Here is a 16424-nt window from a genome sequence, read left to right on the forward strand (position 1 = left end):
CATTTTGCAGTCAGGTGGTGTCACCTGACTTCTGCGTAAGTGGGCAAAATCCGATAGATTGAGCGGTTCACCGTTTCTTGGAAGCGCGGATCCGCCCTAGCGCGCCAGGACGTCGGCCCATTCCGGATGGCGTCGAAACTGAGCGGTGGCAAATGGGCACAACGGCCTGATCTTGATACCCTTGGCGCGCGCGTCTTCCACGGCGCGCGTGACAAGCGCGACGCCGACTCCCTGCCCGCGAAACGCCTCCGGCACGCCCGTGTGATCGATGATGATCTGGCTCGTTCCGATCTTGGAGTAGGTCATCTCCGCTTCGTGGCCATCGGCGCGATAGAGATAGCGCCCCTTGCTGTCATTGTCTTCGACAATGATGGATTCGCTCACACTCATTGTTCCACTCCCTTCAGAAACGAATGCAGGAACCGCCCTGCCGCCAATGTTTCGTTCGGGCGTATTTCATGCCCGCCCTCATGCCATTCGATCTCGGTCTCTGCACCGGCTTCGGTGAGATAATCCCCAAGCCGTGTTGTGAGATGAGCCGGGCAGATGGGATCTTTCCGCCCCGCCGTAAGCAAAAACCGCGTTGTTACGGTCCCCTCGCCCCAGCGGGGCGCAAAGGGAATGAGCGGATGCATCAGCACGGCAGCATCGAAAAGCTGCGGCGCGGCAAAGATCACGGATGCGAGAATGTTCGCTCCGTTGGAGTAGCCCAGACCGAGCACCGCGCTGGGCTTTTCCCGCTGCACATGGGCGGCGATGAATTCACGCATCCTGTCGGTCGCCCGAGCCAGATCGTCCATGTCGTAGACCCCCTCGCCGGTGCGCCGAAAGAAACGTGCCGCGCCCTGTTCGCTGACATCGCCACGCGGTGAAACAATGCCGGCTCCGGGCGCCAGCTCCGCACCCAGCTGCAGGAGCTGACGCTCGTCGCCGCCTGTTCCATGGAAGAGGAACAGGAGCGGTTTTCCCGGCCCCGCCGAGGCCAGGTGATGCACGTAATTTTTCACCGCCATGGCTCAACCACCGATCTTTGGAAGCGATGCCTCGAGCCGCTCGCGCAGATGCGCGTGCTGTCTGGGCAGTTTCAACGCCTCGCCCAGATGGGCCATGTCCTCATCACTGGCAAAGCCCGGATCATTGGTCGCAATCTCAAAGAGCACACCGCCGGGAGCGCGGAAATAGATCGAATGAAAATAATCCCTGTCGATCACCGGCGTGATCTGAAAGCCCTGTGCCACCAGTTCCTCGCGCACGGCGATCTGCGCTTCGTCATTTGCAACGGCAAAGGCGATGTGATGAACCGAGCCGGCTCCCTGTCGCGCCACTGGCGCATCGGGCCGGGTTTCGAGGTCGATCAGGTTGGCATCGTTGCCGCCCTTTCTCACCATGCGCAGCACACCGTCTTCTTCGCCGAGCGGCGTGTAGCCCATGAGCGAAAGAAGCGCCTGGGTGCCGGCCCTGTCGCGCAGGACCAGCGAAGCGGAGTGAAAGCCGTGGATTGCCGCCTCATCGGCAACCCCGGCGCCATTCCACGGTTCACGCGCATCGCTTTCCACCTCGTTCAGGGCAAAGCCATCGCCATTCACACCCTCGAAAAGCAGGCGCGTCTGGCCAAAACGGCTCTCGCGAGAAACGCCGGCGACACCGTGCGCTTCCAGACGTCTGGTCCAGTAATCGAGACTTCCCTGTGGAACGGCATAGACAGTGGTTCCGACCTCGCCTGCCCCTCGGCTGCCGGCGACGATATTGGGAAACGGAAAGTAGGTCATCACCGTGCCGGGCTTCCCAGTGCCATTGGCATAGTAGAGATGATAGACATCCGGCGCATCGAAATTCACCGTCTTCTTCACGCGGCGCAGACCGAGCGTATCGGTGATGAAACGATCCGTCGCCAGCGCATCCCGGGCCATGGAGGTGATGTGGTGAATGCCTTCAATCTGGGTCAGCATGGCAATTCCTTTCGCGCCTGGCCGTCGCATGGTTGCGACAAACCCTGGCGCCAAGATGGCGGCAATTACTCGTCGATGAAAGCGGTAACGATCAAACGCATTGTCAACGCTCCATGAACAAAGAGCCCCGCGCTTCGCACGGGGCTCTTCGCTCTAATGCGGTACGCGCAGATTACTGAACCTGCATCCGCATTTCGTCGCGACGCTCGCCATAGCTTGCCTCGTCATAAGCCGGCTGCTGCTCGAGCTCTTCCTCGGTGAACTCGGTGTAGAGGTAGAGCGAACCATTCCCGTCGCTCATGAAAGCGAGGTTGTCCATGCCAATGGCGACCTCTTTCTCACCGATGCCGAGGAAACCACCAACGTCGACGATGATGGCATCGACCTTGCCGTCCTGCGAGATGATCACGTCACCGATCTCGCCGATGTTCTCCTCATTGGCGCCGTAAACCGTGGTGCCCGTGAGTTCCTCGGTGCGAATTTCATTCGCCGGCATTTCCTGAAGGCTGGAGCGGTCGATCGCAGCGGTCATCGTATCGTCAGTCGCCTGATCCTGCGTGTCGGCGGCCTGATCGACGGGCTTGGAAGCATCGTCAGCCTCTGGAGCAGGCGCTGCAGCCATATCATCGGTCTTTACAGCTTCATCGCCACTTGTCGCGTCGGTCGCCGGCGCCATAGCGGTCTCTTCCGCATTGTCATCTGCCTTGACCGGCGCGTTGGCCAGATCATCCTTGGAAGCAGGCTTTGCTTCCGAAACATCGGCATCAGCCGGCATCGGACGATAAGCAGAGCGATCGAACTCTTCCTGAGCCTCCAGCGCCTCGGCCGTCGTCTCTACCACGAGCCAGCGCTCGCCATCCTGTTCGGCCCACTCGACCAGATCGTACTCAAGAGCAACTTCTTTCTGGCCGATGCCGAGGAAGCCGCCGACGCCAACGACGATAGCGCTGACTTCGCCCTCTTCGTCCAGAACAAGGTCATTGACCTCGCCGATGTTCTCGGCCTCTTCACCGGTGCCATTGTAAACGGTCTTGCCAATAAGATCGGTCGCCAGGTGGCCGTCAGCGCGCACCACCATTTCAGTGGGCTGCTCGGTGGGTGCAGCTGCCGGTGCGCCAGTTCCCGTCGTGGTCGACGTCTGGGCGACGGCACCGGTCGCCACAAGAGTTGCAATTGCGGTGGTCGCCAAAAGGTTGCGGAACATGATAAGCTCTCCGTGTGCAGTGTTTCTGTACAGGCCACGCACCGAACCGAACCTGCCAGGGAGGATTGGTGTGTGGCCGTTTGCACCCTTAGAACGCGCCGCCCCGATTCTTGTTCCGCGATTTTCTTCTCACTGTGACAGACTTCTTTCGGGAACCATTTTTTCCGCCTCCCCTTAAAGTCGGACCGCAGAGAAACTTTTAGGAAAACCCCGATGCATGTTCTGGCCGTTCTCAACCGCAACGGAGGAACACTCCGAACTCTCGACACTGAAGCGCTTGCTGAAGAAATAAGAAATATCTTCCAGGCGGCCGGCCATTCCATCGAAGTCAGGCTCTGTCCCGGCAAGGAAATTGTGTGGATGATGGACGAGGCGGCCAGTGATAAGAAGGCGGATGTTCTTCTTGCGGGCGGTGGTGATGGCACGATCTCGCTTGCCGCCGGCCTGCTCGCCCATTCCGAAAAGGCGCTTGCCATCCTCCCCGCCGGCACGATGAACCTCTTCGCCCGCAGCCTCGGCATTCCGCAAGACCTGCATGCGGCCATGCAGGCTCTCGCCCAGGGCTCGATCAGACACGTCGACATAGCGGAAGCCGATGGCACATTTTATGTGCACCAGATGTCGATCGGCATGCACCCGCAACTTATCCGTCTGCGCGAACGCATGGAGTTCCGATCCCGACTGGGCAAGATTTTCGCCTCAGTGCGCGCGGCAATCGCAACGATGATCCGGCCACCCAAGCTGGAGCTGGAACTCGAACTGCCCGAGACAAAGATGCTCGCCACCACCTCAAACCTGGCAGTAACCAACAATCTCTACGGTGAAGGCCAGCACCTGCCGTTCACCAACAGCCCCGACGGTGGCCAGCTCGGCATATATATCACCCATGCGCGCACACGCGCCGAAATGCTTCTCTTCTTCTTCAATATGGGTATTGGCCGCTGGCGCAAGAACGAACAGGTTGAGATCCATCAGGCGAGCGAGGTGACGGTGCGCGTCCACTCCGGAACCCAGCGCTTCAAGTGCGCCATCGATGGCGAACTGCGGCCGTTGCCGAGGGAGACACGGATCGTCCTTCATCCGAAGGCGCTGCGTGTTCTGGTGCCGAAACAGGAGAGCGACCTCTCCTGACAAAAAAACCGGCCGGGGCGAACCGGCCGGCAGAAGTCCTGGGAGGAGTTTCGTATATCAATCTGCGATAAGAGCACGCAGCATCCACAGCGCCTTTTCGTGGAAGGTCAGACGATCGGTCAGCATGTCGGCGGTGACAAGGTCACCCTTTTCGTCGGCCTTGGTACCGATCTCGCGCATCTTGCGCACAGCCTCCTCATGGTCTTCGACCAGATCCTGGACCATCTCCAGCGCCGAGCGGCCCGAGGCGCGAAGCTCAATGGATGTGTCGACACCCTTGCCACTCAGAATGGGAGCGTGATGGCCCAACGCGCGCACCCGCTCGGCGATGATGTCGGTCGCCTCGAACAGTGTATTGTACTGCTCTTCGGTCAGCACATGGATCGAATGGAACAGCGGCCCCACCACGTTCCAGTGGTAGATATGTGTCTTGATCAATAGGCGATAAGTATCGACGAGGATTTCCGAAAGGCCGGCGGAAATTTCCTTTCTGTCCGCTGCAGAAAGGCCGATATCCATCTTTTCGGCATGGGTTTTCGGTTTGAGAACTTCAGCGGCATCGCTCATGGGGTACTCCTTTGGTTGACGGGTTCTGACGAGGTATCCAGGCGGATCAGCTCGTCGGTTCATCCTGTGCGGCCGGCAGCTCTATGGCCTGCTGATCATCCAGCATCAGGCCGTAGACTTCGACGCCCCACCAGACCAGGGCAGCCAGCAGAAGGCCGCACACCAGCACCATCAGCACTGGAAAGCCTCGACGCCCCTGGCGAGCGTCCTGCGGCGGTGTCTTTCTCGGGGTCTCGGGCCTCGGGGTTTCAGGCATGATCACTGCTCCTGTTTCTGTGCCTCAATCAATGCCGAGGGCAGAAGAGGGTTCCATGAAAATGCAGGAGCCGCACTACAGCGCCCTTTAACGGTCGTCAGGGTCCTGGCCGGAATTTTCCCGATAGATCGCGTATCCAAGGACGGCCAAAGCCGGCAGCGCCACCGCACCAAGCCCTCCCGTGCGCGAAAGCACCGACGGCAACAGGGTCAGTGCTGCGGTGCCTGCAAGTACACCTGCATCGCCGATGCGGCGACGGCGCGCACGGCGGGCCTGAACCCGGCTCCACACCTTCAGACCGACAAGGACGATTATCGCCATGGTTACGAACGCAACCCCGAAACCGAGTGCAGCCTCGATCACACCCCACTGCCGCGAGGCCGCAATGAACCCGGCCAGCACCAAAAAGCCGAGGCCGAAAAGGCCGAGAAGTGCGGCCAGCGCATAAAAGCCGGTCGTGACTTTCATACGCTTGAACACACCCGAAAACTCTCCGGCTGCGAGTGAAGCCAAAAGCCTTGCCATCATGGCGAAGGCCTAGCGGCGGGTAGCGAGAGCGATGAGAAATCCGGCCCCCACAGCCAGCGCAAGCGAGGTGAAGGGGCGCTCACGCACCGTGCGGACCAATTCCTGCTCCAGCTCCTGCGTGCTGTCCTTCACGCTGTTCAGCGCTGCCTCGCCCTGCCCGCGCAACTGCTCGATCCGCTCTCCGGCCGCCTTACGCGCTGCCTCGCCGGATTGACCACCCATGTCTTTAAGATGGCTGACCAGCTGCGCCATGTCGGTGCGCAATTGCTGAATATCCTTTTCCAGATCGCCGGTCGTTACCGCATCGTCTTTCTGGGTTCGGGCGGTTTTCGCGGTTGTCGTTGCCATATGCAGTCTCCCATGGTTCGGCCATGTTTGGGGCCATGTTTCGTGCAAGTTTTGCTCACAGCCCAACGCGAAACATCCCACGAAGTTCCCTCCGCCAAGGAACCATTTGCCCACCAGCACGCTTTTCACTGGAAACGTCGGCGGATAACTGGATGGATCACAAGTCTTTGGACACCTCGCGCAAACGCTCGCACATCATGACCCTCGAGATGGCGCTGACCTACGGCGCGCAGAGTTCTGTTCTGCTTCTGGGTCTGCTGGCGCTGATCATCGCGCTGCACTTTGGGCGTTTCCTGTTGGCACCGATATCGCTCGCGGTCTTCATTGGCTTGATGCTCGGGCCCATTGCCACCCGCCTGGAGCGGATGGGGGTCTGGCCAGCCGTCTCGGCTGTAGCCGTGGTTCTGATTTTCATTGGCCTCGTGGGCGGCTTCCTGACAGCGATCGCGGCCCCGCTGACGGCCTGGGCCGACCGCCTGCCCCAGATATGGAACGAATTGCAGTTGCAGCTCTCGAGTCTGAGACAGCCTCTTGGCACCATCAAGGATTTGCAGGAACAGATTCGTTCCGTCACCGGCGGCTCCAGCGTGACGGTCGCCGTGAAGGAAGACACCACCGTGGAGAACGTCGCGGTTCTTGCGCCGTCGCTGCTGGCGCAATTGCTTATCTTCTTTGCGAGCCTTTATTTCTTCGTGGCCACACGGCACGAAACGCGGGCGGCTATTTTGCACCTTTGTTTCAACCGTCGTTTGCGCTGGCGGGTCGCGCACATTTTTCGGGATGTCGAAAATGCCGTCTCGGATTATCTTCTGTCGATTACCATCATCAATATCGGTCTGGGCATCGCTGTAAGCATCGCCCTTTGGCTGCTCGGCGTCCCTTCACCGGCGCTATGGGGAGCGATGGCGACATTGCTCAATTTCGTGATCTATATCGGCCCTGCGGTCATGGCCTGCGTCCTGCTCGCAGTGGGCCTTGCCACCTTCGACACCTTGACGGCGAGTTTTCTGCCGCCTCTAACCTATCTGGCGTTAAACGCGACAGAGGCACAGTTCGTCACGCCGACCGTTATCGGTCGGCGAATGACGCTCAACCCGTTTATCGTTTTCCTTGCAATAGCTTTCTGGCTTTGGATGTGGGGGCCTATCGGCGGTTTCATCGCCATCCCCGCATTGCTGACACTTTATGCAATAGCCGGCAACATCATCCCGGGCATCGAACCTCCCACGCCCGCCAAACCGCGTGCATCGACACGTTCGCCTGAACCGAAACCACCTATAGAAAAGGCCGCTTCGCCGCTTTCTCGGCCGTCCAGTCCGCCAGTTCGGCCAAGGCCTCCGGATTGAGTATCCGGCAGCCACCATCCTCCCATTTCAAAAGACCCCGCTCGGCGAGGCGCGCAATGGTTTTGTTGGTGTGGACAAGAGACAGGCCGAGCGTATCAGCCACATGCTGCTGCGTGAGCGACACCGTGCCGTTCCTGGTCAGACCACTTTGCCGGCTTCGCTCAAGGATGAACATCAGGAGATAGGCGACTTTTTCCAATGCTGTGCGACGACCAACCGTGAGAAGGTTGTCATCCAGCATGCATTCCTCACGCGAGGCGATCCAGGTGATGTCATAGGCAAGTTCAGGAAACTCCCGGTAGAGGGAAAAAAGCTCGGCTTTCTCAAACACGCACAAAACCATGTTTGAGAGCGCCTCGACCGAGTGCTTCATCTCGCCCAGCAGGCTGCCCTGCAAACCGACAAGATCGCCGGGCATTACGTAATTGACGATTTGCCGGCGGCCATCTTCAAGCAGTTTGTATCGAAAGCCCCATCCGGAAAGAACGGTGTAGAGGTGCGGGTTGTGTGCGCCCTCCACCAACACGGTCGCGCCTTTCTTGACCGCCAGGTCACCTTTTTTGAAGCGGCCGATAAATTCCAGTTCACACTCGTCGAAATCCCGAAAAAGCTCGAGTTTCCGCAAGGGGCACTTTTCACACGGTAGACTGGCGTGAACGCGTTCTTGTTCTCTTGTCACAGCTTGCCTCGATCCGCGGATCCGGAAGCACGTCCGCCGATCCCCTCAGCCTCTTTGGTACCATGTCTTTTTTTAATGACAAGTCAGTCAACTAATGAGATTTCAGGAGAAAATTTCTCTGGTTTCGGAAGGATGCCCATTTGAAAAAAACCCTCGATGGGGCCCGAGTGCTGCTGGTCGAAGACGAAGCCCTGATTGCCATGAACATCGAAGAGCTCTGCAAGGAACATGGCGCAGAGGACGTGGTGACCGTAACTTCGTTTAACGCGCTGAAGCCAGACGTGCTTGAAACCGGGCGGATTTCAACAGCCATTCTCGACATCAGGATATCCGACAACTGGACAAACGACTTCGCCCACCTGCTGCAAAGCCGGCGAATTCCGTTTATTTTCGCCACGGGCTACGCCGCCAGCCATCAGGTCTTTGAGCCCTTTAACGGCATTACCATCGTTGAAAAACCGTACAAGGACAGCGACCTGATCCAGGCGTTGGCGCAGGCGATTGGCTCTTCGAATGAAAGCGGTTCCCGCTCGGATTAAGCGGTAAAGACGGAGTTTGTTATCTGGGCCGAGATCGCATCCGGGCCGAAGTCGTTCTCGCCCGTGATCTTGAGGATCTCCTGCAGACGCGTGCGGGCACGACTGACCCGGCTCTTGATCGTACCCACCGCGCAATCACAGATTTCCGCCGCCTCTTCATAGGAAAAGCCTGAGGCGCCAATCAGAATGATTGCCTCGCGCTGATCCTCGGGCAGTTGCTCCAGCGCCCGGCGGAAATCCTTGAGATCCACGGAGCCCTCCTGAGCCGGATGGACAGACAGACGCCCTGTAATGGCGCCGTCGCTATCCTCCACCTCACGCTTCCGCTTTCGCATCTGGGAATAGAATTCGTTGCGCAGGATCGTAAAGAGCCACGCTTTCAGATTGGTGCCCGGCTGGTAGCTGGCCTGCTTGTCCCAGGCTTTGACGAGCGCCTCCTGAACGAGATCATCGGCCCGGTCGGCGTTCTTTGAAAGTGAGACCGCAAACGCGCGCAGGCTAGGTACGGTGGCCAGAAGATCGTCACGAAAGCCAGGATATACACTCATCGATATCAATCCTTGTTCCCGGCGGTCTTGGCACTGCTCTTCTGTTCCAGCTGGTTGAGAAGATCGCTGAACCGGTCCGGAATGTCTTCCGTTATCAAATCATCGTAATACTGCCTGAGCTTGCGCCCGATCTCGGAGTTTGCGCCAAGAGGATCGCTATCCTTTCCGCGCTTGTCCGGGCCCCGATGGGTGTTGGGTTTGCCGTAATTCATGCCCTGTCTTCGTCCATATAGTCTGTCTCCCAATGAAGCGGGCGCACTTGAATTGGCCCGCGCCACCACTCTTCCATAGCAGGCAAAACGCCGCCGAGCAGAAAACGTTCCCTCCTTATGGAACATTTTCCCGCAACACGCGTTTTCACCATCATAAATATGCATTGTTCCCATTGCCACATTACGAGGGAGACCTGAAATCCATGACTTTGTCAGCGCGTATCGCACCGCATCTTCCATATCTGCGGCGCTTTTCCAGAGCCGTGTCTGGCTCGCAAACGAGCGGTGACGCCCTGGTGGCCGCGGCGCTTGAAGCGCTGATCGCCGACACAAGCATTTTCCCCGAAGCATCAACGGACAAGATCGCGCTTTTCAGGCTTTTCACATCGCTTTTCGAAACGCTCGATGTGCCGATCCCCGAAAGTGCACCGACGTCCGCATGGGAACAACGCGCTTCCAGAAATCTGTCGTCGCTCGCCCCCCGCCCACGACAGGCGTTCCTTCTGGTGGCCGTCGAGAACTTCCGACCGGAAGAAGCGGCGGAAATTCTGGAAACCGATATGAACGGCATCAACGCGATGTTGCACGAGGCCAGCGAGGAGATATCCCGCCAGGTGGCCACCGACATCCTGATTATCGAGGACGAGCCGCTGATTGCCATGGATATCGAGGAGATGGTTGAAAGTCTCGGTCATCGCGTCGTCGGCAATGCCCGCACCCACAAGCAAGCCGTCGAGATGTTTGCAAAAACGCAGCCGAAAATGGTCCTCGCAGACATCCAGCTTGCAGACGGGAGTTCGGGCCTTGACGCAGTGAACGAGATTCTCGAAGGGGCCACCGTCCCCGTGATCTTCATCACCGCCTTCCCGGAACGATTGCTGACAGGTGAGCGCCCTGAGCCGACCTTCCTCGTCACGAAACCGTTCAGCCCGGAAATGGTCAAGGCGCTAATCAGCCAGGCGCTTTTCTTCGACCACCAGGCTCGCGCGGCCGCCTGAGGCATCAGAAGCACCGGCTTCATGAGAAAGGCCGCCTTCGGGCGGCCTTTTTTGTTTGCCGGTTTTCTTTCTCCGGGAACCAATCATCGTGGATGGACGTTTAACAGCCATAACTAAACGGAGAGACAGAATGCTTTACTGGGCACTTATATTCCTCGTCGTCGCACTCATCGCCGGCGCCCTTGGTTTTGGCGGTATTGCAGGCGCTTCCGCGGGGATCGCACAGATCCTGTTCTACATCTTTCTCGCCCTTCTCGCGATTTCCCTGATAATGGGGCTGCTGAGAGGGCGCGGTTAAACAAGTACGAAAGACGTAAACGAATGCGGCATCCGAGACGATGCGGACCATCCATGGCTTCCGCGTCGGGCAGACAGTGAAAGGAGAACGCCATGGAACATATCGCTGCGCTTCTTCTGGTTGTCGGCTGCTCCGGCAACATGGCTGAATGCCGCGAACTTCCCGCCCCCGCTCCGATCTATGAAACGTTCGAGGAGTGCGAGGCGGAGAAGCCCATCTCCATGCGTGAGCTTGAAGGCGAGGCCCCGCGGGTGATGGCAACGTGCGTCTTTGTCGATCCAGCGCTCGTCTATGATGACGCGGTGCTGGAATGGGACATCACCAAAGACGGAAAGCTGACAGCCTCGCTGGAGCCGGCCACAAGCTTCGCCGTTGCTCAGAACCAGCATGCTCGCCAGAAGAATACCTTCACCGAGTAATCACACTACGGCTTGAACAAATAACCCCGGCATTTGCGCCGGGGTTATTTCCAGGATTTTCGACAGGAAGTCGAGATAAGCGGAAGTCACGCCTCTCGAATGGCGTAGCCAGCTCCGCGAATGGTGCGAATCACATCGGGGAGCCGCCCCTGATTCACGGCTTTGCGCAATCGGCCCACATGAACGTCGACAGTACGCTCGTCGATGTAGATCGTCTCCCCCCAGACATTGTCGAGCAACTGGCTGCGCGAGAAGACACGGCCGGGATGCTGCATCATGAATTCGAGAAGACGAAATTCGGTCGGGCCCAGCCGGATTTCATTCTTGCGCCGATAGACGCGATGCGATTCCCGATCGAGCACGATATCGCCTACAGAGAGAACCGTTGAGAGAACCTCAGGTTTGGCTCTGCGCAACAGGGCGCGCACACGCGCCACGAACTCCGGCGTCGAAAATGGCTTGACCAAATAGTCGTCGGCACCGGTGGAAAGACCCCGAACGCGGTCGCTTTCCTCGCCGCGCGCAGTGAGCATGATGATGGGAAGTCGTTCGGTTTCAGGCCGCATGCGCAGCCGGCGGCACAGTTCGATGCCTGATACAGCCGGAACCATCCAGTCCAGCACTAGCAGATCCGGGACATTTTCCTGCAACCGCACTTCAGCTTCATCGCCGCGTGAGATCATCTCGACCTGATAACCCTCGGCTTCCAGATTGTATTTCAGCAGGACGCAAAGCGGTTCGTCGTCTTCAACGACCATGACCTTGGGGGCAATCATGGAAGGCATTCTCCTAAAGCATTGCTACGGCCGATCAGGCATCCGCATCGACCGTCATCTGTGTTTCATCAAGCTTCGGCCGCTGGACCGGAAGCTGTTCCCCCGTCACCACATAATAGGCATTCTCGGCGATATTCGTCACGTGATCGCCGATGCGTTCCAGATTCTTCGCGCAGAAGAGAAGATGCGTACAGGATGTAATGTTGCGCGGATCTTCCATCATATAGGTGAGCAATTCCCGGAACACCGACGTGTACTGAATGTCGATTTTCTCATCGTCGTCACGCAACTGGATCAATGCTTCGGGCTCGCGCTTCACATAGTGCTCGACCACAGCGTTGACCTGTTGCAGCACCAGGCCCGCCATAGCATCTATGGAATGAGCAAGTGTGCGCGGAGTCGCGCTCTGGCCGACCGCACTGACACGCTTGGCGATATTCTTCGCAAGGTCGCCGATACGCTCCAGATCGGCGGCCATGCGAATGGCACCGACAACGCTGCGCAGATCCTGTGCCATTGGCTGGCGCTTGGCGATCAGCGTGATGGCGCGCTCGTCGAGGTCGCGCTGCTTGGCGTCCATGATCGTGTCATCGGAGATGACGCGCTGCGCCAGTGCGGTATCGGAATGAAGAAGGGCACTGGTGGAGGCGCGGGTCATCGCACCGGAGAGATCGCCCATGTCGCGAATGAGGCGGTCGATCTCACCGAGTTCCTCATCGAAGGAGCTGACTGTGTGCTCGCCCATGATCTGGTTCCTTATCTGTGCGTCAGCCGAAGCGACCAGTGATGTAATCCTGAGTGCGCTTGTCATCCGGATTGGTGAACATCTTGTCCGTCGGCCCCTCCTCGACAAGGTTGCCCAGATGGAACATGGCCGTGCGTTGCGAGACGCGCGCCGCCTGCTGCATCGAGTGCGTCACGATGACGATCGTGTAGTTCTCGCGCAATTCGTCGATCAGCTCTTCCACCTTCGCGGTGGCGATGGGGTCGAGCGCCGAACACGGTTCGTCCATGAGGATGACTTCCGGCGACACCGCAATGGCGCGCGCGATGCACAAACGCTGCTGCTGGCCGCCGGAGAGGCCCGTGCCGGGTTCATGCAGGCGATCTTTCACCTCGTTGAAAAGCCCCGCCTTCTGCAGGCTGGATTCGACCACTTCATCCAGCGCGCTCTTTGAGGAGACCAGACCGTGGATACGCGGCCCGTAGGCGATGTTCTCGTAGATCGACTTCGGGAAGGGGTTGGGCTTCTGAAAGACCATTCCCACGCGGGCGCGCAGCTCAACCACGTCGACCTTCGGGTCGTAGATGTCCTGCCCGTCAAGCGTGATCTCGCCTTCCACCCGACAGATGTCGATCGTATCGTTCATACGGTTGAGGCAGCGCAGGAAGGTGGACTTGCCACAGCCTGAAGGACCGATCAAAGCCGTTACCTGCTTCTGCCTGACATCAAGATCGACATCGAAAAGCGCCTGCTTTTCGCCGTAGAAGACCCGGACCTTTGATCCGCGCATCTTCACAGGCAACTCTTCTGTCCTGTTCTGCACCGCTTCTTCCACTGCCGCATCCGTTAACATGTTCATTTCTCCTACTCCGTTACCAGCGGCGTTCGAAACGCTTGCGCAACACGACCGCAACGGCGTTCATCAAAATCAGGAAGCCCAAAAGGATCAGGATAGCCGCGGACGTCTTCTGCTGGAAGGCAGGCTCCGGGAAATCCGCCCACATGAAAATCTGGACCGGCAGAACCGTGGCGGGCGATGTGAAGCCGCCTGGAATATCCACGATGAAGGCGACCATGCCGATCATGAGGAGTGGAGCGGTCTCACCGAGAGCCTGCGCCATACCGATGATGGTGCCCGTCAGAATGCCCGGCATCGCGAGCGGCAGAACGTGATGGAACACCGTCTGGATCTTCGAGGCACCGACACCGAGCGCCGCCTCACGGATCGAGGGCGGCACTGCACGCAACGCTGCCCGTGACGCGATGATGATCGTCGGCAGGGTCATCAATGCCAGAACCATGCCGCCAACCAGCGGCGCCGACCGCGGCAGGTTGAACCAGTTCAGGAACACGGCGAGACCGAGCAAACCAAAGACGATGGACGGAACGGCCGCCAGATTGTTGATGTTCACCTCGATAAAGCCGGTCAGGCGGTTCTTCGGCGCGAACTCTTCCAGATAAATGGCGGCGGCAACGCCGATGGGAAAGGACAGCGCCAGTGTGACAAGCATCGTCAGAGCGGAGCCGACAACCGCGCCCCAGATGCCTGCCATTTCTGCTTCACGGCTTGCACCGCCGAAGAAGAACTGTGTGTTCCAGGCACTTGCCGTGCGTCCGTCAGCTTTGAGTTGGTCGACCCACACGATCTCGCGGTCGGAGATCTTCCGCTGACCTTCCGGCGTTGCAATGACCCGCAGGCGGACGGGTCCGGCAGCATCTGCCGAGACCGAAGCCAGGACCGGGCCGCGTGCAACCACGCCAGCATCGGCGTCCGGGGCAAGATCGGTGATCTTCACCGCACCACCGCCAAGATAGATGATGAAAGACGCGGCACCTGTCGTCAGACGCAGCGCACCGCCATCCTCTTCGAGGGCACCGGCTTCCCTTGCAGCATCGAGCAGGCTGTCATCGGAAAAACGCAGTTCCGCTTCGTTGCCCTCCACGGCCACGCTCTGCGGCGTTGCCAGAACCGTCTCGGCGCTGTCGGCTGCAAGAAGTCCCTTCAGATAAAGATCGGCAAAATCATCCATCGGCAGAGCGTATTCGACAGTCCCGCCGGGCGTGAGGCTGCCATTCTGCAATGCCTGGCGCAGAAGTGTCGGCGCGCCGCTCGAGATAAGACCACGAACCTGCCTGCGCTCCTGACGCCCCTCAACCTGCGGAAAGAGCGATAGCAGAGCATCGCTGATGATGGTGTCGTAGTTGTTGCCCGTCAGGTTGTCCGGGTTCACATGCTCAGCCGACAGGTTCAGCGGAAGGGTCAACTCATTCGCGCGAAAAGCCGGGAATGCCTTGAACACGATGGTCGAAAGAAGAAGAAGCAGGAAGAATGCCGAGAGAAGAACAGCTCCCGCACCCAGCCATTTGAAGCGGCTTTCTGCAGCGTAGCGTTTGCGAAGGCGGCCTCGCGCCTGCTCATTCGTATGCTGATTGTTCTGCGGCTTCGCGCCGCCAGCAAGCGTATCAGTCATATTGCTCTCGATATTTCTTCACCACACGCAGGGCGATGATGTTGAGGGCGAGTGTCACGCAGAAGAGAACCAGCCCGAGGGCGAATGCCGCGAGCGTCTTCGCGCTATCGAATTCCTGGTCGCCAACCAGGAGGGTGACGATCTGCACGGTGACGGTGGTCACGGCTTCCAGCGGATTGATGGTGAGATTGGCTGCCAGTCCAGCCGCCATCACCACGATCATCGTCTCGCCGATAGCACGGCTGATGGCCAGCATCAGCGCTGAGACAATGCCCGGCAGGGCAGCAGGAAGAACGACCTTGCGGATCGTTTCCGATTTGGTGGCACCAAGACCGGCAGAGCCGTCGCGCAGAGACTGAGGGACCGCATTGATGACATCGTCGGAAAGCGACGACACGAAGGGGATGATCATGATCCCCATGACGATACCCGCCGCGAGCGCCGATTCCGAGGCCACGCTGAGGCCCAGAACCTGCCCGAAATCACGGAAGAAGGGGGCAACGGTCAGCGCGGCAAAGAAGCCATATACGACGGTGGGGATGCCGGCGAGGATCTCCAGCATCGGCTTGGCAACCGACCGCACCTGTTTGGAAGCATAGTCGGACAGATAGATCGCCGACATGAGCCCCACGGGCGCTGCAACCAGCATCGCGATGAATGTGATGAGCATGGTGCCGACGAAAAGCGGGACCGCACCGAAGATGTCCGGATTGACCGCACCGGCTTCCTGACCTGCTCCGGTGAAAGCGCTCTGGGGGCTCCAGTGCGTACCGAAGAGAAACTTGTAGAACGGAACCTGCTGAAAGAAGCGCAGGGATTCAAAGATGAGAGAGAGGACGATGCCCAGTGTCGTCAGGATCGCAACCACAGAACAAAGGATGAGAAAGAGGCGGAGCACCCGCTCCACAACGTGGCGGGCGCGAAACTGCGGTGTGATGCGGCGAATGCCCCAGAAGAAGCCGAGAGCAGCCAGGAGCGTGACGAGACCACTGACGATCCACTCGCTTTGGCCGCGCAGGGCAGCGAAGTGCTCCGCAGCGGCTTCCTTCGCCTCATTCGGGAATCCCGCAATGCCGCCGAAGGCCAGAGCGCGCGCATCGCGCAAGAATGCCTGCTTTTCCGGAAGGTTCATGTCCGCGAGCTGTGTCGCAAAACGGCCTTCAACGATCGAAGCCTCGACACCGGGGGTTGCGACACCCCAGAAAAGAAGGATCAGAAGAGCAGGTCCCGCTGACAACAATGCCAGAAACAGGCCGTGCTGGCTGGGCAGCGAGTGCAGCGCGGCCGTATTGCCTTCGACGCTCGAAAGCGCTCGTGCGCGCCCGAAATAATACGCCACGGCGAAAAGCACCAGCAGCGCGATGACGACATATGTAATCATACTACCCCCGAGGGTCGGGTACGGTCGGATCTACCGTGAACCCGTGGGAT

General features: G+C 59.0%; 22 protein-coding genes. 6 read left to right on the forward strand and 16 right to left on the reverse strand.

The window, feature by feature from the left end; translation table 11 throughout:
- Window positions 1-96 precede the first annotated feature (96 nt).
- The 4 genes from HF949_RS01380 to HF949_RS01395 all read right to left on the reverse strand — a co-directional run bounded on the left by HF949_RS01380 (window position 97) and on the right by HF949_RS01395 (window position 3153).
- A complete protein-coding gene (locus HF949_RS01380) occupies window positions 97-390 on the reverse strand; it encodes a GNAT family N-acetyltransferase (protein ID WP_292897844.1) in 294 nt (97 codons plus the stop codon).
- Complete coding sequence (locus HF949_RS01385; protein WP_292897846.1) at window positions 387-1013, reverse strand: alpha/beta hydrolase; 627 nt, start codon at window positions 1011-1013, stop codon at window positions 387-389. Before HF949_RS01385 ends, HF949_RS01380 begins: the two co-directional genes overlap by 4 nt.
- A gap of 3 nt (window positions 1014-1016) precedes the next feature.
- Window positions 1017-1949: a ring-cleaving dioxygenase gene (locus tag HF949_RS01390; RefSeq protein ID WP_292897848.1), complete on the reverse strand. Its 933-nt coding sequence runs from the start codon at window positions 1947-1949 to the stop codon at window positions 1017-1019.
- A gap of 172 nt (window positions 1950-2121) precedes the next feature.
- Window positions 2122-3153 carry a PRC-barrel domain-containing protein gene (locus HF949_RS01395; RefSeq protein WP_292897850.1) on the reverse strand — a complete coding sequence of 344 codons (1032 nt, stop codon included), beginning with the start codon at window positions 3151-3153 and terminating at the stop codon, window positions 2122-2124.
- Window positions 3154-3366: 213 nt separating this feature from the next.
- On the opposite strand from HF949_RS01395, the gene HF949_RS01400 reads away from it, so the two are divergent.
- A complete protein-coding gene (locus HF949_RS01400; protein ID WP_292897852.1) occupies window positions 3367-4284 on the forward strand; it encodes a diacylglycerol/lipid kinase family protein in 918 nt (305 codons plus the stop codon).
- Between the two features lie 57 nt (window positions 4285-4341).
- Here the strand turns inward: HF949_RS01400 and HF949_RS01405 are convergent, their stop codons facing one another.
- The 4 genes from HF949_RS01405 to HF949_RS01420 all read right to left on the reverse strand — a co-directional run bounded on the left by HF949_RS01405 (window position 4342) and on the right by HF949_RS01420 (window position 5983).
- Window positions 4342-4851, reverse strand: a complete 510-nt coding sequence (locus HF949_RS01405) for a Dps family protein (protein ID WP_223021856.1) — start codon at window positions 4849-4851, stop codon at window positions 4342-4344.
- Between the two features lie 46 nt (window positions 4852-4897).
- Entirely contained in the window at window positions 4898-5107 is a 210-nt protein-coding gene (locus HF949_RS01410; RefSeq protein ID WP_292897855.1) for a hypothetical protein, read from the reverse strand.
- A gap of 87 nt (window positions 5108-5194) precedes the next feature.
- On the reverse strand, window positions 5195-5635 hold the full coding sequence (locus HF949_RS01415; RefSeq protein WP_292897857.1) for a hypothetical protein: 441 nt from the start codon (window positions 5633-5635) through the stop codon (window positions 5195-5197).
- 9 nt (window positions 5636-5644) lie between these two features.
- Complete coding sequence (locus HF949_RS01420; RefSeq protein WP_292897859.1) at window positions 5645-5983, reverse strand: DUF883 family protein; 339 nt, start codon at window positions 5981-5983, stop codon at window positions 5645-5647.
- Window positions 5984-6135: 152 nt separating this feature from the next.
- On the opposite strand from HF949_RS01420, the gene HF949_RS01425 reads away from it, so the two are divergent.
- Window positions 6136-7329, forward strand: a complete 1194-nt coding sequence (locus HF949_RS01425; protein WP_292897861.1) for an AI-2E family transporter — start codon at window positions 6136-6138, stop codon at window positions 7327-7329.
- Here HF949_RS01425 and HF949_RS01430 read toward each other — a convergent pair.
- The gene (locus HF949_RS01430) at window positions 7259-8008 is read right to left on the reverse strand and encodes a Crp/Fnr family transcriptional regulator (RefSeq protein WP_292897863.1); all 750 of its coding nucleotides are present in this window, start codon (window positions 8006-8008) and stop codon (window positions 7259-7261) included. The genes HF949_RS01425 and HF949_RS01430 overlap by 71 nt on opposite strands.
- 140 nt (window positions 8009-8148) lie before the next feature.
- Here HF949_RS01430 and HF949_RS01435 point away from each other — a divergent pair, with 140 nt between their 5' ends.
- On the forward strand, window positions 8149-8547 hold the full coding sequence (locus HF949_RS01435) for a response regulator (RefSeq protein WP_292897865.1): 399 nt from the start codon (window positions 8149-8151) through the stop codon (window positions 8545-8547).
- Here HF949_RS01435 and HF949_RS01440 read toward each other — a convergent pair.
- Together HF949_RS01440 and HF949_RS01445 are read right to left on the reverse strand one after the other, a co-directional pair.
- On the reverse strand, window positions 8544-9095 hold the full coding sequence (locus HF949_RS01440; protein ID WP_292897867.1) for a sigma-70 family RNA polymerase sigma factor: 552 nt from the start codon (window positions 9093-9095) through the stop codon (window positions 8544-8546). The genes HF949_RS01435 and HF949_RS01440 overlap by 4 nt on opposite strands.
- A gap of 5 nt (window positions 9096-9100) precedes the next feature.
- Window positions 9101-9307: a NepR family anti-sigma factor gene (locus HF949_RS01445; protein WP_292897869.1), complete on the reverse strand. Its 207-nt coding sequence runs from the start codon at window positions 9305-9307 to the stop codon at window positions 9101-9103.
- Between the two features lie 203 nt (window positions 9308-9510).
- Between HF949_RS01445 and HF949_RS01450 the strand changes: the two genes are divergently transcribed.
- The 3 genes from HF949_RS01450 (at window position 9511) to HF949_RS01460 (ending at window position 11022) form a co-directional block, all read left to right on the forward strand.
- Window positions 9511-10305: a response regulator gene (locus HF949_RS01450; protein WP_292897871.1), complete on the forward strand. Its 795-nt coding sequence runs from the start codon at window positions 9511-9513 to the stop codon at window positions 10303-10305.
- 130 nt (window positions 10306-10435) lie between these two features.
- Complete coding sequence (locus HF949_RS01455) at window positions 10436-10603, forward strand: DUF1328 domain-containing protein (protein ID WP_292897873.1); 168 nt, start codon at window positions 10436-10438, stop codon at window positions 10601-10603.
- Between the two features lie 92 nt (window positions 10604-10695).
- Entirely contained in the window at window positions 10696-11022 is a 327-nt protein-coding gene (locus HF949_RS01460) for a hypothetical protein (RefSeq protein ID WP_292897875.1), read from the forward strand.
- Between the two features lie 86 nt (window positions 11023-11108).
- Here HF949_RS01460 and phoB read toward each other — a convergent pair whose 3' ends face one another.
- The 5 genes from phoB to pstC are packed head-to-tail and all read right to left on the reverse strand — an operon-like array spanning window position 11109 to window position 16374.
- Window positions 11109-11795, reverse strand: a complete 687-nt coding sequence (phoB, locus tag HF949_RS01465; RefSeq protein WP_025030226.1) for a phosphate regulon transcriptional regulator PhoB — start codon at window positions 11793-11795, stop codon at window positions 11109-11111.
- Window positions 11796-11832: 37 nt separating this feature from the next.
- The gene (phoU, locus tag HF949_RS01470) at window positions 11833-12543 is read right to left on the reverse strand and encodes a phosphate signaling complex protein PhoU (protein ID WP_292897877.1); all 711 of its coding nucleotides are present in this window, start codon (window positions 12541-12543) and stop codon (window positions 11833-11835) included.
- Between the two features lie 22 nt (window positions 12544-12565).
- Window positions 12566-13381 carry a phosphate ABC transporter ATP-binding protein PstB gene (gene pstB, locus HF949_RS01475; RefSeq protein ID WP_292897879.1) on the reverse strand — a complete coding sequence of 272 codons (816 nt, stop codon included), beginning with the start codon at window positions 13379-13381 and terminating at the stop codon, window positions 12566-12568.
- Between the two features lie 13 nt (window positions 13382-13394).
- Window positions 13395-14993: a phosphate ABC transporter permease PstA gene (gene pstA, locus HF949_RS01480; protein ID WP_292897881.1), complete on the reverse strand. Its 1599-nt coding sequence runs from the start codon at window positions 14991-14993 to the stop codon at window positions 13395-13397.
- On the reverse strand, window positions 14986-16374 hold the full coding sequence (pstC, locus tag HF949_RS01485; RefSeq protein WP_292897882.1) for a phosphate ABC transporter permease subunit PstC: 1389 nt from the start codon (window positions 16372-16374) through the stop codon (window positions 14986-14988). The genes pstA and pstC overlap by 8 nt, the downstream gene beginning before the upstream one ends.
- Window positions 16375-16424 lie beyond the last annotated feature (50 nt).

The sequence above is a fragment of the Nitratireductor sp. genome (assembly GCF_017794765.1).
Lineage (GTDB): Bacteria > Pseudomonadota > Alphaproteobacteria > Rhizobiales > Rhizobiaceae > Nitratireductor.